Annotated in this window: 26 protein-coding genes; 6 read left to right on the top strand and 20 right to left on the bottom strand. The window is 52.9% G+C overall.

All coding sequences use genetic code 11. The features are described 5' to 3' along the window. Nucleotides 1-6: 6 nt before the first annotated feature. The 12 genes from UM181_02375 to UM181_02320 form a co-directional block, all read right to left on the bottom strand. Entirely contained in the window at nucleotides 7-1,161 is a 1,155-nt protein-coding gene (locus UM181_02375; GenBank protein ID WQC63477.1) for a glycosyltransferase N-terminal domain-containing protein, read from the bottom strand. Between the two features lie 218 nt (nucleotides 1,162-1,379). Beyond that, nucleotides 1,380-1,601: a 50S ribosomal protein L31 gene (gene rpmE, locus UM181_02370; protein WQC63476.1), complete on the bottom strand. Its 222-nt coding sequence runs from the start codon at nucleotides 1,599-1,601 to the stop codon at nucleotides 1,380-1,382. A gap of 11 nt (nucleotides 1,602-1,612) precedes the next feature. Continuing rightward, nucleotides 1,613-1,999: a 50S ribosomal protein L19 gene (gene rplS, locus UM181_02365; protein WQC63475.1), complete on the bottom strand. Its 387-nt coding sequence runs from the start codon at nucleotides 1,997-1,999 to the stop codon at nucleotides 1,613-1,615. Nucleotides 2,000-2,077: 78 nt separating this feature from the next. Beyond that, nucleotides 2,078-2,245, bottom strand: coding sequence for a hypothetical protein (locus tag UM181_02360; protein ID WQC63474.1), 168 nt, complete (start codon nucleotides 2,243-2,245; stop codon nucleotides 2,078-2,080). A gap of 19 nt (nucleotides 2,246-2,264) precedes the next feature. After that, nucleotides 2,265-3,236, bottom strand: coding sequence for a cysteine synthase family protein (locus tag UM181_02355; protein ID WQC63473.1), 972 nt, complete (start codon nucleotides 3,234-3,236; stop codon nucleotides 2,265-2,267). 83 nt (nucleotides 3,237-3,319) lie between these two features. Next, entirely contained in the window at nucleotides 3,320-4,132 is an 813-nt protein-coding gene (gene trmD / locus UM181_02350; GenBank protein WQC63472.1) for a tRNA (guanosine(37)-N1)-methyltransferase TrmD, read from the bottom strand. After that, a complete protein-coding gene (gene rimM / locus UM181_02345) occupies nucleotides 4,129-4,647 on the bottom strand; it encodes a ribosome maturation factor RimM (protein WQC63471.1) in 519 nt (172 codons plus the stop codon). The genes trmD and rimM overlap by 4 nt, the downstream gene beginning before the upstream one ends. A 323-nt stretch (nucleotides 4,648-4,970) precedes the next feature. Next, on the bottom strand, nucleotides 4,971-5,411 hold the full coding sequence (gene rpsP, locus UM181_02340; GenBank protein WQC63470.1) for a 30S ribosomal protein S16: 441 nt from the start codon (nucleotides 5,409-5,411) through the stop codon (nucleotides 4,971-4,973). Between the two features lie 39 nt (nucleotides 5,412-5,450). After that, complete coding sequence (locus UM181_02335) at nucleotides 5,451-5,747, bottom strand: chorismate mutase (GenBank protein WQC63469.1); 297 nt, start codon at nucleotides 5,745-5,747, stop codon at nucleotides 5,451-5,453. Nucleotides 5,748-5,820: 73 nt separating this feature from the next. After that, nucleotides 5,821-6,345: a GNAT family N-acetyltransferase gene (locus UM181_02330; GenBank protein ID WQC63468.1), complete on the bottom strand. Its 525-nt coding sequence runs from the start codon at nucleotides 6,343-6,345 to the stop codon at nucleotides 5,821-5,823. A 148-nt stretch (nucleotides 6,346-6,493) separates the two neighbouring features. After that, a complete protein-coding gene (ffh, locus tag UM181_02325) occupies nucleotides 6,494-8,011 on the bottom strand; it encodes a signal recognition particle protein (GenBank protein WQC63467.1) in 1,518 nt (505 codons plus the stop codon). Between the two features lie 271 nt (nucleotides 8,012-8,282). Further along, nucleotides 8,283-8,615 (bottom strand): metalloregulator ArsR/SmtB family transcription factor, encoded by a 333-nt coding sequence (locus UM181_02320; protein WQC63466.1) that lies wholly within the window; start codon nucleotides 8,613-8,615, stop codon nucleotides 8,283-8,285. 226 nt (nucleotides 8,616-8,841) lie between these two features. Between UM181_02320 and UM181_02315 the strand changes: the two genes are divergently transcribed. From UM181_02315 to UM181_02295, 5 genes are all read left to right on the top strand, one after another. Further along, nucleotides 8,842-9,171 (top strand): AtpZ/AtpI family protein, encoded by a 330-nt coding sequence (locus UM181_02315; protein WQC63465.1) that lies wholly within the window; start codon nucleotides 8,842-8,844, stop codon nucleotides 9,169-9,171. A 2-nt stretch (nucleotides 9,172-9,173) separates the two neighbouring features. Then, nucleotides 9,174-9,929 (top strand): F0F1 ATP synthase subunit A, encoded by a 756-nt coding sequence (locus tag UM181_02310; GenBank protein WQC64812.1) that lies wholly within the window; start codon nucleotides 9,174-9,176, stop codon nucleotides 9,927-9,929. A gap of 40 nt (nucleotides 9,930-9,969) precedes the next feature. Then, entirely contained in the window at nucleotides 9,970-10,206 is a 237-nt protein-coding gene (locus UM181_02305; protein WQC63464.1) for a F0F1 ATP synthase subunit C, read from the top strand. Nucleotides 10,207-10,286: 80 nt separating this feature from the next. Beyond that, the gene (locus tag UM181_02300; protein ID WQC63463.1) at nucleotides 10,287-10,826 is read left to right on the top strand and encodes a F0F1 ATP synthase subunit B'; all 540 of its coding nucleotides are present in this window, start codon (nucleotides 10,287-10,289) and stop codon (nucleotides 10,824-10,826) included. Between the two features lie 4 nt (nucleotides 10,827-10,830). Beyond that, nucleotides 10,831-11,388 (top strand): F0F1 ATP synthase subunit B, encoded by a 558-nt coding sequence (locus tag UM181_02295; protein ID WQC63462.1) that lies wholly within the window; start codon nucleotides 10,831-10,833, stop codon nucleotides 11,386-11,388. A gap of 506 nt (nucleotides 11,389-11,894) precedes the next feature. Here the strand turns inward: UM181_02295 and UM181_02290 are convergent. The 5 genes from UM181_02290 to UM181_02270 form a co-directional block, all read right to left on the bottom strand. Continuing rightward, nucleotides 11,895-12,767 (bottom strand): DmsC/YnfH family molybdoenzyme membrane anchor subunit, encoded by an 873-nt coding sequence (locus tag UM181_02290; GenBank protein ID WQC63461.1) that lies wholly within the window; start codon nucleotides 12,765-12,767, stop codon nucleotides 11,895-11,897. Then, on the bottom strand, nucleotides 12,767-13,516 hold the full coding sequence (locus UM181_02285; protein WQC63460.1) for a 4Fe-4S dicluster domain-containing protein: 750 nt from the start codon (nucleotides 13,514-13,516) through the stop codon (nucleotides 12,767-12,769). The genes UM181_02290 and UM181_02285 overlap by 1 nt, the downstream gene beginning before the upstream one ends. Beyond that, nucleotides 13,513-16,317 carry a molybdopterin oxidoreductase family protein gene (locus UM181_02280; GenBank protein WQC63459.1) on the bottom strand — a complete coding sequence of 935 codons (2,805 nt, stop codon included), beginning with the start codon at nucleotides 16,315-16,317 and terminating at the stop codon, nucleotides 13,513-13,515. The genes UM181_02285 and UM181_02280 overlap by 4 nt, the downstream gene beginning before the upstream one ends. 17 nt (nucleotides 16,318-16,334) lie before the next feature. After that, entirely contained in the window at nucleotides 16,335-17,060 is a 726-nt protein-coding gene (locus UM181_02275; protein WQC63458.1) for a TSUP family transporter, read from the bottom strand. Nucleotides 17,061-17,154: 94 nt separating this feature from the next. Then, nucleotides 17,155-18,288: a citrate/2-methylcitrate synthase gene (locus UM181_02270; GenBank protein ID WQC63457.1), complete on the bottom strand. Its 1,134-nt coding sequence runs from the start codon at nucleotides 18,286-18,288 to the stop codon at nucleotides 17,155-17,157. Nucleotides 18,289-18,321: 33 nt separating this feature from the next. Here UM181_02270 and UM181_02265 point away from each other — a divergent pair, with 33 nt between their 5' ends. Then, nucleotides 18,322-19,173 (top strand): phosphate acyltransferase, encoded by an 852-nt coding sequence (locus UM181_02265; protein ID WQC63456.1) that lies wholly within the window; start codon nucleotides 18,322-18,324, stop codon nucleotides 19,171-19,173. A 5-nt stretch (nucleotides 19,174-19,178) separates the two neighbouring features. On the opposite strand, the gene UM181_02260 is transcribed toward UM181_02265, so the two are convergent. The 3 genes from UM181_02260 to UM181_02250 all read right to left on the bottom strand — a co-directional run bounded on the left by UM181_02260 (nucleotide 19,179) and on the right by UM181_02250 (nucleotide 23,817). Further along, nucleotides 19,179-20,339: an acetate/propionate family kinase gene (locus tag UM181_02260; GenBank protein WQC63455.1), complete on the bottom strand. Its 1,161-nt coding sequence runs from the start codon at nucleotides 20,337-20,339 to the stop codon at nucleotides 19,179-19,181. Nucleotides 20,340-20,464: 125 nt separating this feature from the next. Beyond that, nucleotides 20,465-22,240 carry a sulfoacetaldehyde acetyltransferase gene (xsc, locus tag UM181_02255; GenBank protein WQC63454.1) on the bottom strand — a complete coding sequence of 592 codons (1,776 nt, stop codon included), beginning with the start codon at nucleotides 22,238-22,240 and terminating at the stop codon, nucleotides 20,465-20,467. Between the two features lie 122 nt (nucleotides 22,241-22,362). Then, nucleotides 22,363-23,817, bottom strand: a complete 1,455-nt coding sequence (locus tag UM181_02250) for a PLP-dependent aminotransferase family protein (GenBank protein ID WQC63453.1) — start codon at nucleotides 23,815-23,817, stop codon at nucleotides 22,363-22,365. Nucleotides 23,818-23,925 lie beyond the last annotated feature (108 nt).

The following is a 23,925-nucleotide window of genomic DNA, read 5'->3' as shown; positions in this document are numbered from 1 at the left end:
TTACTTTTAGCCGCCTAATTGATCCAGCGCCAGAGCTGTCAGCGCATCTGTCACTTCTGCGCCTTGTGACACCACGGTCCAGGCGGCGAGGCTGGTTTGCGCAGCTTGCTCGGGTGCGCTCATCTGCAACACGGCCGTCGCCAATTCATTCGGATCGTTTACGCGCCGCAAGCCGCCCGCTTCGTATAGCCGATCATAATCGGCCATATGCGCACCAACAAATGGCCCAACGATAATGGCGGCGCCCAAGGCAGCTGCCTGATAAGGGCTTTGACCCTGCCCGGTTTCAAATAATGATTGGCCCAAGAAGCACAAGGGGGCCAAACGAAAACATGATGTCAGGTCAATCTGAGCGGGGATCATGATTACATCAAGATTTTGGCCTATCTCTAGACCGGTCTGCCAGAGCGCGGCGTTCAAATCTAAACCCTGCGCAACGGCGAGGATTTGATCAGCCTCATCGGATGGGCGCATGGTGATCAGCAACAGCATGCGGTGGGCTTGTCGCATCACCACGCGCTGGGCTTGCAAAATTGCTGTCAGCTCGCGATCTGTCACATTTATGGCCATCCAAGCAGGGCGCCCGGTTACCAGCTGTTTTACAATGGGCGGATCTTCTTCGCGCGTCTCTGACAAAACATAGCCTTGCTGCAAAGGACCGTTAATCTTAATTTTTGACGCCACAACCCCTAATCTGGCCAGCAATGTAGCGGCTTTGGCATCAAGGGCATAATATGTTGAGAATAACCGCACCGCTTTTGCGATTGCCGGTGTGAACAGGGTAAAGCGTCTGGTTTTTAAAGTCTCTACAGCATCCGCGACCAGCGTCATCTTGCAGCCCTCTTTATGCAATTCGCTTATGATTTTGGGCATCACATCTCCGCCAAGCCATACTAAGCTTCTCGGGTTGAAGCGTTGCAATAGGCTGCGCGCGGTAGAACCGCTATCATTCGTGACCATTTGCGATGAGAGGCGGGGATGTAGATTGAGCTGGTGCTTAGTGTTCCAAGTATATGTCAGCAATACTGTAACGTTTTGATGCCTGTGCAGAAGCTGTTGTGCCAGATGCGTGGTGGCTCCTAGCATCTCTCGATTGGCGGCGTGCAGCCAAATACAGTTATGCTTGTGATCGATGGGGCTGTCTGACTGTTCATCAGGCATCGTTACCGGCCTTTTTACCATGGGTTGAAACAGTGGTTCGATTGCTTTTTGGCCGGTTCGAAAACATGACAAAGTATGGCTCGGCTCACCGTGTCTTATTAAGCTGTTAGGTTATGATAGAAAGCAAGATGGGTAAAGCAAGCGGCTGGCGCAATCTGCAGGCATAAAAAAAGCCGCTGCAAAAACAGCGGCTTCTTTTGCTTCTGACTGTATTGGGTTTAGAAGCCCAAGCCGTCATATTTTTGTTTAAACTTCGAAACCCGCCCGCCTGTGTCAAGCAAGCGCGCGTTTCCGCCATTCCATGCTGGATGCGCTGACGGATCAATATCAAGCGCCAATGTGTCGCCCTCTTTGCCCCAAGTTGAACGCATTTGAATAACGGATCCATCGGTCATTTTGACATCGATGAAATGGTAGTCTGGGTGAATATCTTTTCTCATAGACCCGCTCCTTAGCTTTCAGCCGCGGCAGATGGCGCGCGGTAATTGGTTTGCTCGGCGATACGGGCTGATTTACCACGGCGCTCGCGCAAGTAATACAGTTTGGCGCGTCTTACTTTACCGCGACGTACAACCGTAATGCTGTCGATATTGGTCGAGAACAGCGGAAAGACCCGCTCAACGCCTTCACCGAATGAAATCTTACGCACGGTAAAGGATCCGGCAATACCTTTTCCGTTATTGCGGGCAATGCAGACGCCTTCGTAATTTTGAATTCTGGTTCGTGTGCCTTCTGTTACACGATAGCCAACGCGAATCGTGTCTCCAGCTTTGAAATCGGGAATGCTCTTCCCGAGTGAGGCCATTTGTTCGGCCTCTATCTGAGCGATAATATCCATCGCTATCTCCTTTTTAATACGGTTTTATCCGTTATCTTGTGCGTGCCGCAGAACTCTTGATCTTTGGTCGGGTTCCTATCATTTGATAAGCCCGTCAGAGGGTCCGGTCATCATTGTTTGTGCCATTTGGCCGCGCATCGGTGAGGTGCCAGAGCTCAAAGCGGGCGTGGCGCAGGATGCGTGGCGCGTATAACAGTCAATTGCGGTTAGGATCAAGGGGTAATTCACCGTAGATTTGGTTGCCAAGAGGTGGGAGGCCTGCCGCTTAGCCCCACAGATCCGTAGAGAGATATTTCAAACCGCTATCGCATATTATAATGGCGATGGTTTCGCCTTTATGCGTGCGTTGTAAAAGCTTGGCGGCGGCCGCCAAATTGGCGCCTGCGGAAAAGCCCGCAAAAACCCCTTCAAGCCGGGCTAAACCGCGTGTCGCCTCTTTGGCGTCATTGCCGGTGACGGTGAGATAGCCGTCGATATCGCTAGAGGCAAGCGCGGCGAGTTGTTTCATGGCATAGCCCCCGCCTTGGATTGGATGCTGGGGCTGCGTTGCGCCTTGGCCAGACAGCACCGCCGCGCCATCAGGTTCGACCACGTAGCCTTTACAGGCGGGGTTAAACGCCTTGAGCGCCTGAATTGTACCCGCATAGGTGCCCCCGGATCCAACAAAATCGACAAAGGCATCAAGTTGCCCGCCGCTTTGCTGCCAAAGTTCCGGCCCCGTTGTTGTCAGATGCGCGCCGCGATTTGCCGGATGATGAAATTGGTCTGCGCGAAAGCCGTTGCGCTCTGCCACCAATCTTTGCGCCCTTTCTTCAACCTTGGCTAGATCTGCCCCCGAAACCTGCCCCTTCTGCGCGCCGGGGGCTTGGTCAACCAATATTACTTCTGCGCCTAAAGCGCGCATCATTCGTGCCCGTTCTGGTGAATTGCCGTGTGACATAACCGCGACAAACGGATAGTTTTTAAGCGCGCAAACGATGGCCAACCCGGTGCCCATATTGCCGCTTGTCAGCTCGATAACGCATTGCCCCGGTTGCAATGCGCCGCTGCTTTCAGCCGCCTCAATAATCGCTTTGGCTGCGCGGTCTTTTTTAGAAAATCCGGGGTTCAAATAGTCAAGCTTGGCCAGAATGCGCCCGTCAAGTTTGTGATGGGCTACCCAGCGGTCCAACCAAATCGCAGGGGTGTTTCCAATCACATCAAGCAAGGAGAGATGCGCCGGGTTTAAGCCTGCCATGCCATGTTCCTTTCCCATTGGGTTTTATATCACAATTTGCCAGAGAGAGGGAGTGCACCCAAACCTGCGATATAATTCGCAGTTTAATCCTTTGGATCTGGTTTCCCAAGCGCGTTTTGAAAAGCGGCCCATAGATCTGGGCGCTTTTCTTTGGTCACCTGCTGCGACATCTCCTGTCGCCATTTGGCAATATTGATATGATGGCCTGATTGTAAGACATCGGGAATAGGGCGGCCATTCCAAAGGGCTGGCCGGGTATAATGGGGGTGCTCTAGCAAGCCCGCCATATGGCTTTCTTCTGCGATGGAAGCCTCGTTGCCCAAAATATCTGGCAACAGGCGCACTGTCGCATCGATCATCGCTTGCGCGGCGATTTCACCACCGGTCAGAACAAAATCGCCCAGTGAAACCTCTTCCAGCTGGTAATGATCAATCACCCGCTGATCAATCCCCTCAAAGCGCCCGCATAGCATTGTGACACCGCCAGCATTCGCCCAAGCGCGGGCCTTTGCTTGCGTAAACGGCGTTCCGCGCGGTGAGAGGCAGACCATTGGTAATGGCGTTTTTTGCTGCGCCAGTGCCCAATCGAGCGCTGCGCCCACGACATTGGGTTTCAGCACCATGCCCGCGCCGCCACCAGCAGGCGTATCATCGACATTTCTATGCCTGCCCTCTCCAAACAGGCGCAAATCAATCGTATCAAGCGCCCATTTGCCGTCTTTTAACGCACGGCCGGTCAGGCTTTCTCCCAAAACGCCCGGAAAAGCTTCGGGAAAGAGCGTTAGAATTTGCGCTGTCCACACGCCGGCAAGCTGCGGCGATGGGGTCATCAAGGCGCGCGGCTGCAAATTTGCACTTATGGATTTACGCCCGTGGGATTTGCTTTGCTGGCTCATGGTAAATCTGGCAAAACTCCATCGGGTGGATCGATGATAATCTTGCCTTGTGCCAGATCAACGGTGGGAACCGCAGCGCGGGTGAAGGGCAGCAATATGCTGGCCTTCAAATTGGGGCCTTGAATTTCAAGCAAATCGCTGGCGCCGTGGTTCTGTACGGTCATAACATGGCCCCAATCTTGACCGCCACTGTCAAAGACCTGCAAGCCTTCCAGATCGGCGTGGTAAAACTCATCATCGGGCAAGCTGGGCAGGCGGTCTCTTGGAACGAACAGTTTCACCCCCTTCAGCGCATCAGCCTGCTCTTTGCTGGTAACGCCGGATAAACGGCCGGTAAGGGCATTTTTGGTTCGCCCCGTCAGATGGACGGTGAAGCTCTGCGCGTTGTCTTGCGTTACCAGCGGGGCATAGGCTTCCAAAGCGCTGGGGTCAGCGGTGAAGCTTTTCAGGCGCACGTCGCCATGCACGCCAAAGGCACCGGCGATTGCGGCCACGCAAATCATGTGTTCGGGCATTGATTACCTTTCACAAAAACCACTTTCTATATCACCGCCAACGTGTGTGCAGCGGGCTTTCATCTCACCCCGCTCGTATAGAATGCCCGCAATGAAGGCAATTCCAAGTAAAATCAGCAATCGAAAAGGGCGAAAAAGCATGAGATATCTATGCGATCGAAAAATGGGCCATTTTTTCGCTCCAGAGAGCATCAGAGCTTGGCTTGGAGGTGGTTATGGGGCCTAATCTGACAATGGAGTGATGCAAATGGGTGTTGCCCTGCCCATACTGAAGCTTATGGACAAGGCTGTGATAGAGAGGCGCCTCAAAAAGGCTGCTCGATTTAGCTTTCTGCAGTCTCGGCGGCAGGGGCTTCGCTGGTGTCTTCTGCTGGGGCTTCCGCCTCTTCAACGGGGGCCTCGGCCTCTTCTACTGCGGCGCTTGCTTCTGCGGCTTTTGCAGCTTTTTCTTCCGCACGATCCTGCATTTTCTTACCAGGGATCGCTTTTTTCGGGTTGTTGCGCTCTTTCTTTTCAATCACGCCGGCGGCTTCCAACATTCTTGATACGCGATCGGTGACCTGCGCGCCTTCGCTCATCCAATACTGCACCCGCTCTAGGTTCATTTTCACACGGTCTTCGCTGTCTTTTGGCAGCAACGGATTATATGTGCCCAGTTTTTCAACATAGCGGCCATCGCGCGGCATACGGCTATCAGCCGCAACGATGCGATAAAATGGACGCTTTTTGCTGCCACCACGGGCAAGACGGATTTTCATAGCCATTTGATATTCTCCTTTAGAATGGCGGTTGGGGCAGAGCCCCTAGGATTGGTGTTCTTGGTGATGTCGGATGACTTCCTGAATGACAAAATTCAGAAATTTTTTGGCAAATTGCGGGTCGAGATCGGCTTGCACTGCCAAATCCTCAAGCCTTGCAATCTGTGTGGCCTCGCGCGTTGGGTCTGAGGGGGGCAAGTCATGCTCGGCCTTCAATGTGCCCACGGCTTGGGTGTGCTTGAAACGTTCACCCAGCGTATAGATTAAGATAGCATCAAGCCGGTCGATACTTTGGCGATGTTCTTTCAGAACAGTGGCGGCTAATGTTACTTTATCGGTCATTCGGGTCTCCACAGATTGCGCATAGAAACCCGAAACCGGTATATCGGCCAGATTAAAGCGATATATATTGGCATCAAGTCAGCGCCTCGGGGCTAGGATGGCGGTAGAGCATGTCTTCCCCCATATTAGAGTTGTAATAATTGCGCTCAAAAAACGCGCCCATGCGTTTGGCCAATGCGATAGAGCGCTCATTGCCGGGCACAATATTGCTGGTCAAAGTGGTAAAGCCGAGATTTTCGTAAGCCCAGAGGCGGGCCCGGCAGGCCGCTTCATAGGCGATACCACGCCCCTCAAAGCCGTCAAAAACCACCCAGCCAAGTTCTGGCTCGGGCCAGGTTTCGGGGTTCCAGATGCCGCTGATACCGGCAATCTCGCCGGTTTTGGTTTCAATCGTGAAATAGCCATAGCCGTGAATATGCCAATGCCCCACATTCAACGCAAACCAGCGCCAGGCTGCGCCGCGTTCGGGCAGATGGCCGAACCCTGTGGACCGGCGTTCATCTTGCAGGAAGGCGATTATCGGCTCGGCATCCTGCAATTCAGGTCCGCGCAGGATCAGCTCTTGGCTGTGCAGGCGAGGGGCGTTGGTCAGAGGCATGTTGATGCTCCTGCCCTTGCGCTTATTGCGGTTTGACCTTGCAGGACAGGCATGGCTGGATTTGAATATCTGCAAAACGAATGGCTTTGCGGCTTCGGTTTTTTAAAAGCCGGGCGACGCGCCAATAAACGGGACGGACATGCAAAAATCATTTCTTTTTTCCGAAGCCCGAGAGGCCGGGGGGCAAGGCGCCGCCCCCCAAACCGGGCAGTCCGCCTGGCATTTTCCCAAGACCGGCCCCACCCATTTGTTTTGCCGCGGCTTCCAAAGCTTTTGGATCCATTTGGCTGGGATCCATCCCGGGCGGCATTCCGCCCTTGCCGAACATGCCCCGCATGGCCTGCTTTAGCATGCCGCCTTTGCCCATCTTGCCCATTTTTTTCATCATATCGCCCATTTGGCGCTGCATCTTGAGCAGTTTGTTCAATTCGCTTACTTCCAGACCCGCGCCGGCGGCAATTCGTTTTTTACGGCTGGCTTGTAGAATTTGGGGATTGGCGCGTTCTTTTTTGGTCATGGATTGGATCAGCGCGATTTGCCGCTTGAACACTTTATCATCCATACCCGCTTCACTGGCCTGCTTGGCCATTTTGCCCATGCCCGGCATCATGCCCATAATGCTTTCGATGCCGCCCATTTTCATCATTTGTTCGAGCTGGGATTTCATATCATTCATGTTGAATTGGCCCTTTTGGAACCGTTTCATCATGCGCTCGGCTTGTTCAGCCTCGATCGTTTCCTGGGCTTTTTCCACCAGCGCGACGATATCGCCCATGCCCAGAATGCGGCCCGCAACCCGCTCGGGTTCGAACAGCTCTAGCGCCTCCATTTTCTCACCTAAGCCCACAAACCGGATTGGTTTGCCGGTAACGGCGCGCATTGAAAGCGCGGCGCCGCCGCGGCCATCGCCATCCATGCGGGTCAATACAACGCCCGTGACGCCAATTTTATCATCAAATTCGGTGGCCACGTTCACAGCGTCTTGACCGGTTAAGCCATCGACGACCAATAATGTTTCGCGCGGCTGGGCAACATCGCGCACCGCGGCGGCTTGCGCAATCAATTCCTGATCGATATGCAACCGGCCTGCTGTGTCCAATATGTAAACGTCATAGCCACCTAAACTGGCTTGTGTTTTAGCGCGTTTGGCGATTTTTACAGGATCTTCGCCCTTTACAATCGGCAATGTGTCGACACCGATTTGCCGACCTAGAATCTGCAATTGTTCCATCGCCGCGGGGCGGTTGACATCGAGCGAGGCCATCAAAATGCGTTTGCCATCTTTCTCTTTCAAACGCTTTGCAAGTTTTGCCGTGGTGGTCGTTTTGCCCGAGCCTTGCAAACCCACCATCAAAATGGGTGCTGGCGCGCTGTCAATTTTCAACGCACCGGGATCTTCGCTTCCGGCCAGCACGTGTACCAGTTCATCATGAACGATCTTTACGACTTGCTGGCCTGGAGTCACTGATTTTGTGACCGATTGCCCCGTGGCTTTTTCTTGGACGGCTTTCACAAAATCACGCGCGATGCCCAGCGAGACATCCGCCTCAAGCAGGGCGACCCTGACCTCGCGCAGCGCTGTTTTAACGTCGTCTTCGGACAGCGCACCCTGTTTGGTCAGCCGATCGAAAACACCAGAGAGGCGTTCGGACAGGTTTTCAAACATTAAGCGCTCCTTCATTGCTGCGCGGCTCACACCGGTCCGTTTAAGTGTTCTAAAACCAAAATTGCCCCCGTGGGCGAAACCTCGCTGACGGGGGGCGATCCTGAACATGCCTTGGACCGGAAGTTTACTGCTTCCTATAAGTTGAGGGCGATCTAATCGTTAAATGCGGCAGTGTCAACCAAAGCTGCACGTTGCGCCTGAATAGCAAGCAAATTTTAGGCAAATCAAGACGCCGTTTGCGGATGGGGGGCGTTTCACCTTTTTACAAACGTCAAAAATCGCTTGCGGGCAATTCTGATTTGAGAAACTGCTCGAACTGGTCAAGATCTACAGCGTCAAATTGCCCAAACCCTTGCAGCCATATGCTGGCAGCACGCATCGCATCCGGTTCAAGTTTGCACCATTTCACCCGGCCGCGTTTTTCTTGGCTGATCAATCCAGCGCGCGTTAAAATAGCCAAATGTTTGGACACGGCCGCCAAAGATATTGCGAAAGGTTCGGCGACATCGCTCACTGCCATATCATCTTCGAGCAAAAGCGTTAGGATGTTGCGCCGCGTGGCATCTGCCATAGCTGCAAAGATCAAATCAATTTGTTGGTCCATACGCCCATTTAAAAGTCGCTGGTTCGGATCGTCAACCGAATGGTTGAATATGCAAAAATTCGTGTTTTGGGCATTTTCCAATAAGGATAGGCTGGCTAGGTAGTACGGGTTAAAAATAAAACATATAACTATCATGGGCTTACTGGCTATTATCGGGTTTGAATCAGGCGGTTGACTCGGCGCGGCACCCAGACTACACCAGCGGAAATTTTGCTGGAGTGCGAAGGTGACTGGCCCCGATGATAGGAATCCGCTTGAAGCGCTAACGGCGCGTATCGAAGCGGCAAAATCGGGGGCTAAACCAGAGGAAAAGGCAGAAGATCATCACAAAGCTGCGCAACTAGCATGGCGAATGGTGATTGAGTTGGTGGCCGGTCTTGGGATTGGTTTTGGCATTGGATACGGTTTGGATGTTCTATTTGGAACGATACCCGTATTCTTAGTTGCCTTTACGATGTTGGGTTTCATAGCAGGCGTGCGCACTATGTTGCGGTCTGCAAAAGAAATCCAGGAAAAGCAGATGGCCGAATTGGCCAAGGATGAAGAAGAGGATTGATCGTGGCAAGCGAAGCGCAAAGTGAAGGCTCTGGTCTGGCGTTCCATCCGATGGATCAGTTTATTGTGCAACCATTGTTTGCGGGCAATGAGGTGCATTGGTACACGATCACAAACGTAACCTTATGGATGGCTTTGACCGTGGTTGCAGTTTTGGCGATTATGGTTTTTGGCACCTCGCATCGCGGAATCATTCCCAGCCGTAGTCAGTCGATCGGTGAGTTGGTTTACGGATTTATTTACAAGATGGTTGAGGATGTCGCCGGAAAAGACGCGGTTGGATATTTTCCCTATATCATGACGCTATTTATGTTTATCCTGTGCGCCAACTTTTTGGGGCTGTTGCCGATGTCCTTTACCACCACATCGCACATCGCGGTGACGGCGGTGATGGCGATGGCGGTATTTTTGGCGGTAACCATCATTGGGTTTGCCAAAAATGGGGCTTCTTTCTTGTCGCTGTTTTGGATTTCTTCGGCGCCTTTACCACTGCGGCCAATTTTGGCTTTGATCGAAGTCATTTCTTACTTTGTACGCCCCGTAAGTCATTCAATCAGGCTTGCTGGTAATATGATGGCGGGCCACGCTGTGATTAAGGTGTTTGCAGCATTTGCAGGCATCGCCGCGATCGCGCCGCTATCTGTCCTTGCAATTTCGACCATTTACGCGCTCGAGGTTTTGGTTTCGTTCATCCAGGCCTATGTGTTCGCTATTTTGACGTGCGTTTATCTGAAGGACGCACTTCACCCTCATCATTAATCTTTAACAACGAACCAGAATAAACACGAAGGAGAAAGCCATGGAAGGCGATATCGTACAAATGGGTGCTTACATTGGAGCCGGACTTGCCTGCACAGGCATGGGCGGAGCCGCAATCGGCGTTGGGCATGTAGTCGGAAACTTTCTGGCGGGCGCTTTGAGAAACCCATCCGCTGCAGCGGCACAAACAGCCACGATGTTTATCGGTATCGCGTTTGCCGAAGCATTGGGTATTTTCTCATTCCTCGTTGCTTTGCTGTTGATGTTTGCTGTTTAAGCACACGACGCAAGAACCTAAGAGCGGGATGAACGCAAGGCGCGTTCATCCTAATGGTTTCGCGTAGGACGGAGAACGAGATGGCATCATCTACCACCACTGCCGCATCCAAAGCTGCCGAGGCATCCGAGGGCGGTTTGCCCCAATTGGATTTCTCAACATTTGGAAACCAGATTTTTTGGCTTCTGGTCACTTTAATTGCCATTTATCTGATTCTATCAAAGCTTGCTTTGCCACGGATCGCGGCCGTATTGGCCGAACGCCAAGGAACGATCAGCCACGACGTTGCGATGGCAGAGGAACTAAAAGAAAAAGCAGTCTCAGCCGAAGCCGCCTATAACAAAGCGCTGAATGATGCGCGCTCTGAGGCAGCGCGGATTGTTGAGGCAACCAAAGCCGAAATCAAAGAAGAGCTTGATGCGGCGATTGCCACGGCCGATGCGCAAATTTCGGAAAAGGCAAAAGCCGGTGAAGAGGCGATCGCCGAAATTCGCAGCAATGCCCTTGCCAGCGTCAAGGAAGTCGCCGCGGCAACGACCGCCGATTTGGTCGTGGCATTGGGCGGCAAGAGCGATACGAAAGCCGTTACTGCTGCTGTGAAGCAAGAGATGAAGGGTTAAGAACATGCGTTATATTACACCTCTTCTCTTTGCGGTTTTATCGAGCCCAGCTTGGGCTGCCTCTGGCCCGTTTGTGTCGCTGAAAAATACCAATTTCATCGTTTTATTGGCGTTTATTCTGTTCATTGCGGCGTTGATTTATCTCAAAGTGCCCGCGATGATCGGGAAATTGCTGGATCAACGCGCCGAAGGCATTCAAGCTGACTTGGATCAAGCGCGTCTTTTGCGCGAAGAAGCCCAAGGAATTTTGGCCGAATATGAGCGGAAGCAAAAAGAGGTTCAAGAACAGGCTGATCGTATTGTAGAGGCAGCCCGGGCAGAAGCTGCAAGCGCCGCTGAACAAGGCAAAGCGGACCTGCAAGCGTCAATTGAACGGCGTCTGGCCGCTGCTGAGGATCGGATCACGTCTGCGCAGGCTGCGGCCGAGCGAGAAGTGCGCGATCAAGCGGTCAGCGTGGCAATTGCGGCGGCGCGTGGCTTGATTGCCGAGCAGATGAGCGCGGCGCAAGCGAACAAATTGATCGATGGGTCGATTGCGGAAGTCGGACAAAAGCTTCACTGATTGGTCTTTGAAATTCAAGATATGAAAAGCTCGAAGCGCGCCTTCGGGCTTTTTTTTGGTCTTTAACAGCGTTTATGCGCTGAACAATCGCGCGCTTGTGCAGCGCCAAAACGCTGCCTGCGGGGGCCAATTGACAGGATGCCGGCGGCCCCGGAAGCCATTGGCGCTATGAAGTGTGCAGCGAGCTGGCCTTGGCTTGATGAAGTCGCCGTCATAGAGTGGCCGTACGCCCCGACATCCCCCGCAAGCGTTTAATGCACCATTCACTGCAGATCATTTTGTTCAACCTGTGGATCCCATTTGGGCACCGTTGAGAGGGGGGAGGGAGCGCGTGTTTCTAAACCGGCTGTGGCAGTCGGGTACCCTTTTTCAAGCCGCACCCATGAGCTGACATTATACCGTAACCAAAGTCTTATGCCCAAGCTGCCGGATCTATAAACAGCTCGGATGCCGGCGCCTTAACAGCGGCTAGATCCGCCGCTGCATGTAGAGTTTTCGTGCTGCGGCTATCGTTTTCCGTAATATAATCCAACAACATGTTCCGCCTGAGCAAAGAACAGCCAACGAGAGGTAAAGACACCCGCGATATGGGTGGCCACAGCGCCAAGCGCGAGCCAGTGATTGAAGGGCAGTGACAAAAATAAAGTTGGCGTACCAATCATCAAAATAAGCGCGATGACGCGTAGCTTTGCAGCATGTTTGCGGCCCACGATATGCACAAACTCTCTCAGCAGATAATTGGTGCCTGTATGCGGTGGTTCAAAGGCTTTGACTGTTCCCATGGCAGCCAATCCCGTGGCGCTGGCCATGCTGGTGCCAGAGCGGGCCAGAGCTTGATCGCCGTTGATCCAATACACGATTTGAACGATGCCGGCAGAAATTAACATTAAAAGCGCCGTATCCACAGATCCAGACAGGATTGCCCCTCCGGTTAGAGCAAGCGTGATAAACAGCAATGGGGTTAGGGCAGTGTTCCAGCGGGGTACGGTTTTTAATTGCGCATAAATCATCGCTGTTGAAAACACAGTGGCCAAGGATAGGGCGGAACCGATCACGCCCAATACGCCCCAGCGTGTATCAAGAAACACCAAACCTGCGCCGTAAATCGCCATCACGAGCAAAGATGCCACTGCCAGCCACGCTTCGCGGCTCAACCAGCTGCTGCGCCATTGCAAAAAGGCTTTAATTGCGCGTTCGGGGCGCCCCAAATGGAACGTCGAGGAAATCAAACCGCCAATGGCTAGCAGATAAGCGATTGCAAAGAAGACAAAGGCCACGACTCCAGAAGTATCGGGCAGGCCAAGCCCTAAAAAGACCAAAAGCCCAAAGCCAAGGCCCGTCAGCGAAGTGAAAATAATAACGGAAGGCGCTGGATGCATTAGATTTTCTCCAAAGTTTTATCGAGCCAAGCCATAAACCCCGTGGTCTCTTCGGCCACGGGCTCTAAGAACGGGGCCAAAATATCAATTTCATCCATCGTATCTTTTGGCCGCGGTGGCAGATATTTATTCACCGGTTTTGTCCCTTGTTCGGGCATTAAATCCATACCGCCGCGCGCTGCGCTTAGCTGGCTTACATGGCTGTCGGGATCGGCGAAATCACCAAAATGGCGGGCGCCTGCAGGGCAGGTGCGCACGCAAGCGGGTTCGCGATCTTCTTCGGGTAGGTTTTCATTATAAATCCGATCCACGCAGAGCGTACATTTCTTCATGACGCCGGCAGCCGCATCCAATTCGCGCGCGCCATAGGGGCAGGCCCAGGCGCATAGGCCACAGCCGATACAATCACTTTCATTCACCAAGACAATGCCGTCTTCAACGCGCTTGTAGCTGGCGCCTGTCGGGCAGACGGTAACGCATGGGGCGTCTTCGCAATGCAGGCAGGATTTTGGAAAATGTACCAATTGCGCCGCGCCGCCCTGTTCGGGTTGCATTTCATAGCTGTGTACGCGGTTCAAAAAGGTACCGCTTGGATTGCCGCCATAGGCATCTTGATCGCTGAGCGGGGCGCCATAATTTTCAGTGTTCCAGCCTTTGCAGCTGATCACGCAGGCATGGCAGCCAACACATGTATCAAGATCAATCACAAGCCCCAGCTTGCGGTTGGTTTGCGTGGGTAAGGTTGTCATTCTCCCACCTTCCATTCTAGATTTTTCGGTCCTGGCTGAACAGGAGAGTTCAGTGTGGGTAAAGCCGGTTGGCTTTCGCTTGGCGGCGGTGCTTTTTCAATTTTCACGCGCAAATCAAACCACGCGGCTTGCCCCGTGATCGGGTCTGAATTGGCCCACCGCAAACCATCGCCCTTAGGGGGGAGTAGCTCGTGGATCAGATGGTTGAGCAGAAACCCTTTGGTGGCTTCGGGGGCTTGTTCGTCCAGAGCCCAGGCCCCTTTGCGCTTGCCAATCGCGTTCCATGTCCAGACGGTATTTTCGTTTAACGCGGCCATTTCCATCACCGGGACAGTAATATTGCCATGGACTGAGCTTACTTTTGCCCATTCGCCATCAATCAAGTTATTTTCTTGCATCAATTTGCTCGGCAAATATAGCGGGTTCATCCCATGGATCTGCCTTAACCAGGCATTTTGCGTACCCCAGCTATGATACATCGCCATTGGGCGCTGGGTTAAGGCATGGATCGGATATTCTGTCAGGTCGATATGCGAATCCTCTGCGGGCGCATACCAAATTGGCAGGGGATCCAGCGTTTCTTTGATCCGATCGCGCAGATGCTCTGGCGGTTGTCTGTCGCCATGGCCTTCTGCCGCGCGTTGGAATTTACGCATTGGCTCGACATAGAGTTGAAATAAATAGGGTTGCGGGCTGTCAATAATGCCCATTTTCACGGCCCAATCCTGATAGGCGCTGTTCCAAGGCTTATAGTAATTGGCACCTTCGGGAACATGCTCAACGAAAAAACCACCATTTTCGATATAGCGCTCAAGCTGTTTTGGATTTGGCGCTCCGCGCCCGGAATCGCTGCCATCGCCGCGAAAGCCTGCCAATGGGCCAATGCCCGGTTTGCGCTCATGCGATACGATGTAATCTCCATAATCGGCGTATTTCTGGGTGCCATCCTCATTCACAAAGCCTGGTAGATCCAGTTTTGCGCCAAGCTCGCAGAGCACGGATTGGAAGCCGCGCACATCGCGGTCGGGCTCGATCACCGGCCAGCGGATTGCATCCGCCAATCCGTCGGCCTCACAAATCGGGCGGTCAAGCAGGCTGATGCAATCATGGCGCTCTAGATAAGTTGCATCGGGCAGGATCAGATCGGCATAGGCAACCATTTCAGAAGAATACGCATCCGAATAAATGATCCTAGGGATCACATACTCGCCGTTTTCATCTTGATCGGTAAGCATATCGATCACGCCACGGGTGTTCATCGAGCTATTCCATGACATATTTGCCATATACATAAACAATGTGTCGATCTTATAGGGATCTCCGGCATGCGCGTTTGAAATCACCATATGCATCAAACCATGCGCCGACATTGGGTTTTCCCAGGTGAACGCCTTATCAATCCGCGCCGGGCTGCCATCTTCTTTCAAGCAAAGATCTTCTGGCCCATGCACAAAACCCAGATGCGGACCGTCAAGCGGTGCACCCGGAGTGGTTTTGCAATGCGGCTTTGGATGGATTGTTGCCGGCTTTGGATAGGGGGGTTTAAAGCGAAAGCCACCCGGGGCTTCGACGCTGCCCAAAATGATCTGCAAAATATGCAGCGCACGGCATGTCTGAAACCCGTTCGAATGTGCTGAAATCCCGCGCATCGCGTGGAAGCTGACGGGCCGCCCGGTCATTTTTGTATGGGTTTCACCGCGAAAATCGGTCCATTCTTGATCCAGCTCAATGGCTTCGTCAAAGGCCACCCGCGCCAGCTCATTCGCGATAGCACGAATTTTACCAGCTGGGATACCCACGTCTTTGGCCACAGCTTCGGGGGCATATTGCGGGTCAAGATAGCGTTCGATCATTGCATGAAAAACCGTACGATGCGTCGTGCCGCCAATACGGCGGCTGCCGTTCAAATCGGGTTTTACGCCTTTTTGATCGAAGGGGGCAGGTTTTTTTGTGCTGCGATCAATGACCAGTTCTTTGCCATTTTCATCGCGCATCAAAAGCCCGGTTTCCGCATCCAGCAAAACCGGCGCATTTGTATATTGTGACAGATAATGCAGATCAATTCTGCCCGCTTTTAACAGTTCATGGATCAACGAAAGGATGAACAACCCATCCGTGCCCGGGGTAATGCCCACCCATTCATCGGCAACAGCGTTATAGCCAGTGCGGATGGGATTAACGCCAATCACTTTGGCGCCGCGTTCTTTTAACTTGCCAAGGCCCATTTTGATTGGATTACTGTCATGATCTTCGGCCACGCCAAAGAGCACAAACAATTTGGTATGGTCCCAATCTGGTTGACCAAACTCCCAAAATGCACCGCCCATTGTGTAGATGCCTGCCGCCGCCATATTGACGCTGCAAAAGCCGCCATGCGCTGCATAATTCGGGGTGCCAAAATTTTGAGCCCAGAAGCTGGTAAAGCTTTGCGATTGATCACGGCCCGTAAAAAAGGCCAACTTTTCAGGATTTTCGTCGCGGATTGGTTTGAGCCAGCCCGCCGCCATATCGAGCGCCTCATCCCAGCTTATTTCCTCAAACTGGCCAGAACCGCGGGGCCCAACGCGTTTGAGCGGCGCGTTTAAGCGAGACGGGGCATTCACCTGCATAATGCCGGCACTGCCTTTGGCGCATAAAACGCCTTTGTTCACAGGGTGGTCACGATTGCCCTCGATATAGGCAACTTTCCCCTCTTTCATATGAACGTTGATGCCACAGCGGCACGCGCACATGTAACAGGTGGTTTTCCGTATTTCGTCTGAGACTTTTGGCGATGTGTCCAGATATGGTTGGTCTTTCATGTGACGCTTTCCTGATTTTACGCGATGAGTCTTACCAATCCCGTGCCTGACAAGATGATCAGCAGGGTCAAACAAAAGGGTCGGTAAAAATGTTCCCATTTCGGGATAAAGAGTTTCGTTCCAAGATGCACCCCGATTATTGCCGGAATAATAAAAAATATACCGCGAAACACGGCGATTTGGGTCATGACATCAAATAAAAAATAATTTGCCACGCTGAGGCCGCTGCTGAGTAGCAAAAATAAGATGACCGTTGCGCGCATGGTTGTGGCCGAGCCTTGAAAAGACAGCATGAAAATTGCGACCACCATGCCCCCCACGCTGGCCAATCCCGTGCCCAAGCCAGCGCCGATCCCGGCAAAAACCGTTCCAAGGGGTTTGTGCAACGCTTCCAGGCGCAGACCAATCAGCAGCAGCGTCGCAAGCACCATGATCAGCAGCAAGGCGATATTCTGCGACAGTGCTACAGGCACATTCGTGGTGAGAAGCAGGCCCAAAGGCAGCCCAATCAAAGTGCCAATCGAAAGCCGTAAAACAGTTTTTTTCTGGGCATTTTGCCAATTGCCTCGAATTAAAAGCGCGCTTGCTGCGATTTCCAGCCACCAACATAAAGGAATTAATTCGACAGGTGGAATAAAGCTGGCCGCAGAGGCCATGGCCACAGCCGAAAGCGCAAAGCCAGAGAAGCCGCGCACCAGTCCGGCGGCAAAACAAATTAGCGCCAGCGCGATTATATCTGCCATTGTAAGAGCCAGCGCGCTGCTTAAGGTTTCAAACATTTAAGCGGCTGACCCTGCGAAGCAACAAAGCCCCTCACAACGTTGATATGATGCAGTTCTATCGATCATCAAGGCTCACATAGTTGCGCATTTCCGGGCCATTATACAAGGTCAGCGGCCGTATTAAAATGTTTCCCTGCAATTGTTCAACGCATTGGATTATCCATCCTGGCATGCGGCCAATGGCAAAAATTGGAACGTAAAGATCCATTGGAATACCGTGCAGCTGGTAGATCACGCCTGAATAGAAATCGACATTCACGTTTAGCCCATGGCGCGCATAGGGTTTCATCGCTCCAACCACGCCCTGCAATATTTCATACCATTCCGGCGCTCCCATTTCTTCGCCCAATTTACGCACACCTTCGCGCATGTGACGCGCGCGCGGATCCTCGGCGCGATAAACGCGGTGGCCAAATCCGGTCACCGGCTCACGTTTGCCGCGTTTCTCTTTAACATATGCGGCCGCATTCTCGGGTGTGCCGATTTCCTGCACCATTTTCATCACATCTTCTGCCGCGCCGCCATGCGCCGGCCCCGCCAGCGTGGACAGCGCAGTGACGATGGCGCCATGCAAATTGGCTTCGGTTCCGATCGTGACGCGGGCGGCGAAGCTGCTGGCATTGCTGCCATGCTCAGCATGAAGGATAAAATCAACATCTGCCAATCTTGCCGCATCTTCAGAGGGCACTTCCCCCTTCAACATCCATAACCAATTGGCGGCATGGCTCAGGGTTGGATCCGCCGCAATAGGGTGGCGCCCTTTGCGGATATTTTCATGCGCAGCGATGATCATCGGCACTTGTGAGGTCAGGCGGATACCATTTTCGACAAAATCTGCTTCGCTGACTTTTTGGCTGTCGGGCTCTAACGCGGCCAAGCTTGATACGGCGGTGCGCAATACATCCATCGGGTGCCCGGCGCTGGCTGCTTTGATGATCTCATACACTGCCGGGGGCAATTGGCGCGCCGCTTTCAATTTGTGCTCAAACTCTGCCAGTTGGGGCGGTGTCGGCAATTCCCCATAGATCAAAAGATAGCTGACCTCTTCAAAGGTAGATTTGGTGGCCAAATCATGGATCGAATAGCCGCGGTAACTGAGCTCGCCCTTGGCGCCGTCAATATGGCTTACGCCAGATCTTTCAAAATAAATACTTTTTAGACCACGGTTGATCTTGACGTCTGTGCTCATTTTAGGCTCCTTGCTCGACAGATGGAGGTCATCATGTCGGTTCTTGAAAATATATTTGATCGCGCGAAAGCGCGTGCCGCGCGGGTGGTGTTGCCGGAAATGGAAGATCCGCGAATTGCTGAAGCGGCGCAACAGCTGCGCGCAAAGGGGCTGGCGGATCCGGTTCCACTAAGCCCTGTGAGCGATGCGATGGTCGCTGGTTTGGTTGAACGCCGCGGGTTGAAAGAAGCGATTGCCAGGCGAATGTTGGCCAAGCCTTTGTTTAGAGCTGCCGCGATGGTGGCCTCGGGGGCGGCGGATGCGATGGTGGCTGGCGCTGACAGTCCAACAAAACGGGTGATTGAAGCGGCCAGCATTGTGATCGGGCTGCGCCCTGGCGTGCGCACGCCTTCTTCATTCTTTCTGATGCTTTTCCCTGATGGCCGCGATATGATTTTTGCCGATTGCGCGCTGAACCTAGCCCCTGATGCGGGACAATTGGCGGATATTGCGCGTGCGTCTGAACAATCTGCTAAGGCCTTGCTGGACCGCGTTGATATGGCGTTGCTCTCCTTTTCAACGGGGGCGTCGGGCAGCGGAGAAAGCGTTGATTTGGTCGCCGCTGCCGCCCAAGAAACGGGTTTTTTGGGTCCAATCCAAGCTGATGCGGCGCTAAACCCCGCGATTGCAGCGAAAAAATCATTGGGCCAAGGGCAGGCCAATGTATTGATTTTTCCCGATCTTAATGCCGGCAATATTGCATATAAATTGGCCCAAGAACTGGCCGGCGCGCAGGCGATCGGGCCAATGTTACAAGGGTTTTCAAAACCGGTTTGTGATCTTAGTCGCGGGGCCAGCGTGTCGGATATTGTAGCAGCAACGGCGGTGACTGTGGCACTGGGGTAAAACATCTATTGCGCCTGAATCAGCGCCAGTGCATCTGCGGCGATAGTTTCTTCTTCTTTGGCGGGTACAACCCATATTGATACTTTTGAACTTTCCGCCTGCAAGCGCGGCTTGTGACCATGATTTGCATCTGGGTTCATCCGCACGCCAGCCCATTCCAAACCTCGCAAAATCCGCGCGCGGACCCCGAGAGCGTTTTCACCAATCCCGCCGGTGAAAGCAATCGCATCAAGCCCTTCCATGGCTGCGATTAAGGATCCGGCATGGCGCAAAGACCAATAGCAGAAATGTTCGATGGCAAAGGCACTGTCAGCGCTTGGATCCAGCATCAGATTGCGCATATCTGATTTACCGCCCGACAATCCAAGCAAGCCGCTTTCATGGTTTAGGATCGCTTTGGTTCGATCAAGGCCATTATCTTCCACCAGGCGCAAAACCGCATTTGCATCGATCCCGCCTGAGCGGGTGCCCATGGTCAAGCCATCGAGCGGTGAATATCCCATCGTGGTGGCAACAGATTGGCCGTTTCTAATCGCGCAGAGGCTGGCACCATTTCCCAAATGAAAGGCTAGTAAACGCGAGGGAAGCTTTTCTCCTGATATATGCGGCAACTGACGCACCAATGAGGAAAAGGACAACCCGTGAAACCCGTAGCGCCGGATGCCTTTGGTTTCGATCATCCGGGGAATCGCATAGCGCGTGGCAACTTCTGGGTTGCTTGCGTGGAACGAGGTGTCAAAGCTGGCATATTGGGGCAGGTCGGGCGCCAGTTCGGCCAAAGTGTTAATGGCGGCCAGATTATGCGGGTTGTGCAAAGGTGCAAGAGGCGTGCAATTACCAATTTCAACGCGGATATCTGGGGTAAGGCGCACCGGAGCGGTTAGCTTGCGCCCGCCGTGCACCACTCGGTGCGCTGCCGCCGAAAATCGCTCTAAGCCGTAATGATTTTCTGCCAATGCGGATAAGATACCGCTGAGCGCCGATTTATGATCGATGAAGGGTATCGCGCGCGATTGATCGGCGATCTTGATCGTTGAGGCTCCGCCGATCCCTTCAACAATGCCACCAATTTCTTGTCGGAGTTCGATGTCAAAAACGGCAAATTTAATGGAAGAGGATCCCGCGTTTAAAACCAATATCAAAGCGGTCTCTTTGGCTTTCGGCATGATCTGCTTCCTCTCAATAAAATTGGTCTCCGCCGATGGATTTTGGTGCATGCCCAAAACAAGCCCACCGGCGGAAATTTTATCACAAAGGCCTGAGACGCCCCGCTGGGGGCGTTTCCTTTGGTTTAGACGGTTTGTGGTCGCATATCCGAGGCGCTAATGCCCGCAACCGCAACCGGTTTCTTCATCGCATCGCGGCGGAACGGTTCGCCCAGTTCTTGGTTGATCATGGCCTCAATCAGGGTGGTTTTGCCATGTTTCATTTGATCCTCAACCGCTTTGTTTAATGCATCGCGCAATTCATCCATCGTGTGGGCTTGAACGCCTTGTAGACCGCATGCTTGCGCGATACCGGCATAAGATACTTGCGTATCAAGCTCGGTTCCCACGAAGTTATCTTCGTACCACAGAGTTGAGTTACGCTTTTCTGCGCCCCATTGATAATTCCGGAAAACGATCATCGTGACGGCGGGCCATTCCCCCCGGCCAATTGCGGTTAGCTCGGTCACGGCAATGCCGAACGCCCCATCGCCCGAGAACCCAATAACGGGCACATCCGGACATCCAATTTTGGCACCAACGATTGAGGGAAGCCCGTAGCCGCAGGGGCCAAACAAGCCTGGCGCAAGATATTTACGGCTTTCTTCAAAGCTGGGATAGGCGTTTCCGATCGCGCAATTATTGCCAATATCAGAGCTGATCACCGCATCTTTGGGCAGAGCGCTTTGGATCGCACGCCAGGCCATGCGGGGGCTCATCCAATCGGGCTTGGCAGAGCGCGCACGCTGGTTCCATGTGGTGCCGGGATCATCTTCTTCGTGATCCATGCTCGAAAGTTGTTGCGCCCAAGCAGATTTGGTTTGGGCAATGGCGGCTTTGCGTTCGCTGCGCCCGGCATCGCCGGCCGATCCCGAGAGTTGTTCAAAAATGCCTTCGGCAACTTTCTTCGCATCGCCGATAATTCCGACGCTGACCTTTTTGGTCAATCCAATACGGTCCGCATTGATATCAACCTGAATGATTTTTGCGTCTTTTGGCCAGTAATCGATGCCATATCCCGGCAGTGTGGAAAACGGATTCAAGCGGGTGCCAAGGCATAAAACAACATCCGCCTTTGAAATCAGCTCCATCCCGGCTTTTGATCCGTTATATCCCAGCGGGCCTGCGAAAAGCGGGTGCGAGCCGGGGAAGGCGTCATTATGCTGATAGCCCACGCAAACGGGTGCATCGAGGCGCTCGGCAAGCTTCTTGCTTGCTTCAATCCCATCTGCCAAAATTACCCCGGCACCGTTTAAAATCACTGGAAACGCGGCTGAATCCAGAAGCGCTGCTGCCTGCGCGATGGCATCGCTGCCGCCATTGGGCCGCTCGAAGCTTACGATTTCGGGTAGGTCAATATCGATCACTTGAGTCCAGAAATCGCGCGGCATATTGATTTGCGCCGGGGCCGAAGCGCGCTTGGCGTTCAATATCACCCGGTTTAGAACTTCTGCTACGCGGCTGGCATCGCGTACTTCTTCTTGATAGGCCACCATATCTTCAAACAGGGCCATCTGCTCCACTTCCTGAAACCCACCTTGCCCAATGGTTTTATTGGCGGCTTGCGGCGTTACCAAAAGCAAAGGTGTGTGGTTCCAATAGGCGGTTTTTACGGCGGTTACAAAATTTGTAATACCGGGGCCATTTTGCGCGATCATCATCGACATTTTGCCCGAGGCGCGGGTATAGCCATCGGCCATCATGCCGCCCGAACCTTCATGAGCACAATCCCAGAAAGAGATACCTGCTTGCGGGAAAATATCCGAAATGGGCATGAAGGCCGAGCCGATAATACCAAATGCGTGCTCTATGCCATGCATTTGTAGGGTTTTTACAAAGGCTTCTTCGGTTGTCATTTTCATCTTGCTGGGTCTCCTGAGGGAACGATTTGGAATCGGGCATCATAGCCATAATTTACATGGTCTGTTTACAAAGGCGCCGTCGCGACTGTTAGGGCCAGTTTGATATGCAAAATAGATCCAGATTAGCGCAGGATCGCCGCTATTCCTGCGATACCCGCGTTAATTTTATCCGCGGGAATTGAGGAAAACGCCAAACGATAATAGTTTTTGGGCGGCGTGCTGTCGTTAAAAAAAGCTTGCCCTGGTTCGATCAACACGCTTTGCTCTCTGAGCTTAGCGGCCAATTCAGTGGTGTCACAACCATTTGGCGCGCGCATCCAGAAAGAAGAGCCGCCATGCATCCCTTTGCCGGCAATTTCAAGGCTATGGTCTGCGATTGCTTGCTCCATCACTTTGCTGCGCTGTAAATATGTTTTTCCCATGCGTTTGATCAGCGCATCATAATGGCCAAGGCGCAGAAAATAGGCAGCGGTTCTTTGAATATGGCCCGGGGGGTGGCGCAGAACGCTGGCACGCAGCGCCCGCGCTTCGCGGATAAAAGCCACAGACCCGACCAAATATCCAAGCCGTAGCCCAGGAAAGAGCGATTTGGAAAAGGATCCAACGTAAATCACGCGGCCATCTTCATCCAATGATTTCAAGGCTGGAGATGGCGGCGTCAAAAACGACATTTCGAATTCGTAATCATCCTCGATGATTAAAGCATCTAAGGCTTGCGCTTTGGACAATAGGGCTTTGCGGCGCTGCAATGGCATGGTGGCCGTTGTTGGACATTGATGGCTTGGGGTTGTGAAGATAACCGAGCTGTCATTTGGGATCCGATGCGGGGGCAGGCCATAATCATCCACATCCACCGCGGCAATATGGCAGCGCGACTGGTACAGAATATCGCGCAAGGCCGGATAACAAGGGTTTTCGATCACGGCTTTGCGGCGCTGGTTGAGCAACACTTGCGTTGACAGCCACAAGGCATTTTGCGCACCCAATGTAACCAAAATCTCATCCGGAGCTGCGATGATCCCGCGTCGGGGTAAGGTTTGCCGGGCGATAAATTCAATAAGCTCGGGATCATCGCGATCAAAGTAATCGGCGGTTAAAGATGGGAAGTCTTTCGCGCCAAGCGCTTTCATCGCGCATGCGCGCCAGTTTGCGTGATCAAAAAGCGAGGGATCGGTTTGCCCATAAATGAAGGGAAATTTATAGCGCGCCCAATCTTCGGGTTTTTCAAAGGTGGATGTTTCTGAATAATGCTTGGCGATGGCGCGTGTCCAATCCACCTTTTCTTCCGATTTAGGCAGTGGCTTAAACTGGGGGGGTTCGGGCGCTTCGGGGGACACATAATATCCTGAGCGCCCTTTCGAGGTCAGGTATTCATTGGCCAGTAATTCGGTATAGGCCAATGTAACGGTAATGCGGCTAATGCCCAAATGCGTCGCAAGGCGCCGCGTTGATGGCAATTTTTCATTTTTCTGAAATCGCCCTGATAAAATGCCTTCCGCGATCATTTGTTGAATGCGGCCCTGCAGCGTGCCCTCGGCGTCTGGATCTAAAAAGAAAGTTTCTATTGGGATGGACATAAGTCCAGTTTAGCCTGTTTTTTCCAAAAAGGTAAACGCAGAATCCCGACCGTTCATATTGCGCAGAAAAGGCATGGGGCGGGTCTTTTGGTTGGCCTAAATGCGGCC

It is taken from the genome of Alphaproteobacteria bacterium US3C007, from assembly GCA_034423775.1.
In the GTDB taxonomy this organism is placed as follows: Bacteria; Pseudomonadota; Alphaproteobacteria; order Rhodobacterales; family Rhodobacteraceae; genus Thalassovivens; species Thalassovivens spotae.
Note: the sequence above shows the minus strand (reverse complement) of the source record. Positions and strands in the feature narration are given on the sequence as shown.

Coding starts and splice junctions, on each gene's coding strand:
- UM181_02300 (WQC63463.1), top strand. CDS start 10,287: ATGGCATCATCTACCACCACTGCCGCATCCAAAGCTGCCGAGGCATCC.
- rpsP (WQC63470.1), bottom strand. CDS start 5,411: ATGGCTATGAAAATCCGTCTTGCCCGTGGTGGCAGCAAAAAGCGTCCA.
- UM181_02275 (WQC63458.1), bottom strand. CDS start 17,060: ATGGCAGATATAATCGCGCTGGCGCTAATTTGTTTTGCCGCCGGACTG.
- UM181_02250 (WQC63453.1), bottom strand. CDS start 23,817: ATGTCCATCCCAATAGAAACTTTCTTTTTAGATCCAGACGCCGAGGGC.
- UM181_02270 (WQC63457.1), bottom strand. CDS start 18,288: ATGAGCACAGACGTCAAGATCAACCGTGGTCTAAAAAGTATTTATTTT.
- UM181_02305 (WQC63464.1), top strand. CDS start 9,970: ATGGAAGGCGATATCGTACAAATGGGTGCTTACATTGGAGCCGGACTT.
- UM181_02295 (WQC63462.1), top strand. CDS start 10,831: ATGCGTTATATTACACCTCTTCTCTTTGCGGTTTTATCGAGCCCAGCT.
- ffh (WQC63467.1), bottom strand. CDS start 8,011: ATGTTTGAAAACCTGTCCGAACGCCTCTCTGGTGTTTTCGATCGGCTG.
- xsc (WQC63454.1), bottom strand. CDS start 22,240: ATGAAAATGACAACCGAAGAAGCCTTTGTAAAAACCCTACAAATGCAT.
- UM181_02355 (WQC63473.1), bottom strand. CDS start 3,236: ATGGCAGGCTTAAACCCGGCGCATCTCTCCTTGCTTGATGTGATTGGA.
- rplS (WQC63475.1), bottom strand. CDS start 1,999: ATGGATATTATCGCTCAGATAGAGGCCGAACAAATGGCCTCACTCGGG.
- rpmE (WQC63476.1), bottom strand. CDS start 1,601: ATGAGAAAAGATATTCACCCAGACTACCATTTCATCGATGTCAAAATG.
- UM181_02265 (WQC63456.1), top strand. CDS start 18,322: ATGTCGGTTCTTGAAAATATATTTGATCGCGCGAAAGCGCGTGCCGCG.
- trmD (WQC63472.1), bottom strand. CDS start 4,132: ATGAGCCAGCAAAGCAAATCCCACGGGCGTAAATCCATAAGTGCAAAT.
- UM181_02320 (WQC63466.1), bottom strand. CDS start 8,615: ATGGACCAACAAATTGATTTGATCTTTGCAGCTATGGCAGATGCCACG.
- UM181_02375 (WQC63477.1), bottom strand. CDS start 1,161: ATGCCTGATGAACAGTCAGACAGCCCCATCGATCACAAGCATAACTGT.
- UM181_02285 (WQC63460.1), bottom strand. CDS start 13,516: ATGACAACCTTACCCACGCAAACCAACCGCAAGCTGGGGCTTGTGATT.
- UM181_02330 (WQC63468.1), bottom strand. CDS start 6,345: ATGCCTCTGACCAACGCCCCTCGCCTGCACAGCCAAGAGCTGATCCTG.
- UM181_02335 (WQC63469.1), bottom strand. CDS start 5,747: ATGACCGATAAAGTAACATTAGCCGCCACTGTTCTGAAAGAACATCGC.
- UM181_02280 (WQC63459.1), bottom strand. CDS start 16,317: ATGAAAGACCAACCATATCTGGACACATCGCCAAAAGTCTCAGACGAA.
- UM181_02290 (WQC63461.1), bottom strand. CDS start 12,767: ATGCATCCAGCGCCTTCCGTTATTATTTTCACTTCGCTGACGGGCCTT.
- UM181_02260 (WQC63455.1), bottom strand. CDS start 20,339: ATGCCGAAAGCCAAAGAGACCGCTTTGATATTGGTTTTAAACGCGGGA.
- rimM (WQC63471.1), bottom strand. CDS start 4,647: ATGCCCGAACACATGATTTGCGTGGCCGCAATCGCCGGTGCCTTTGGC.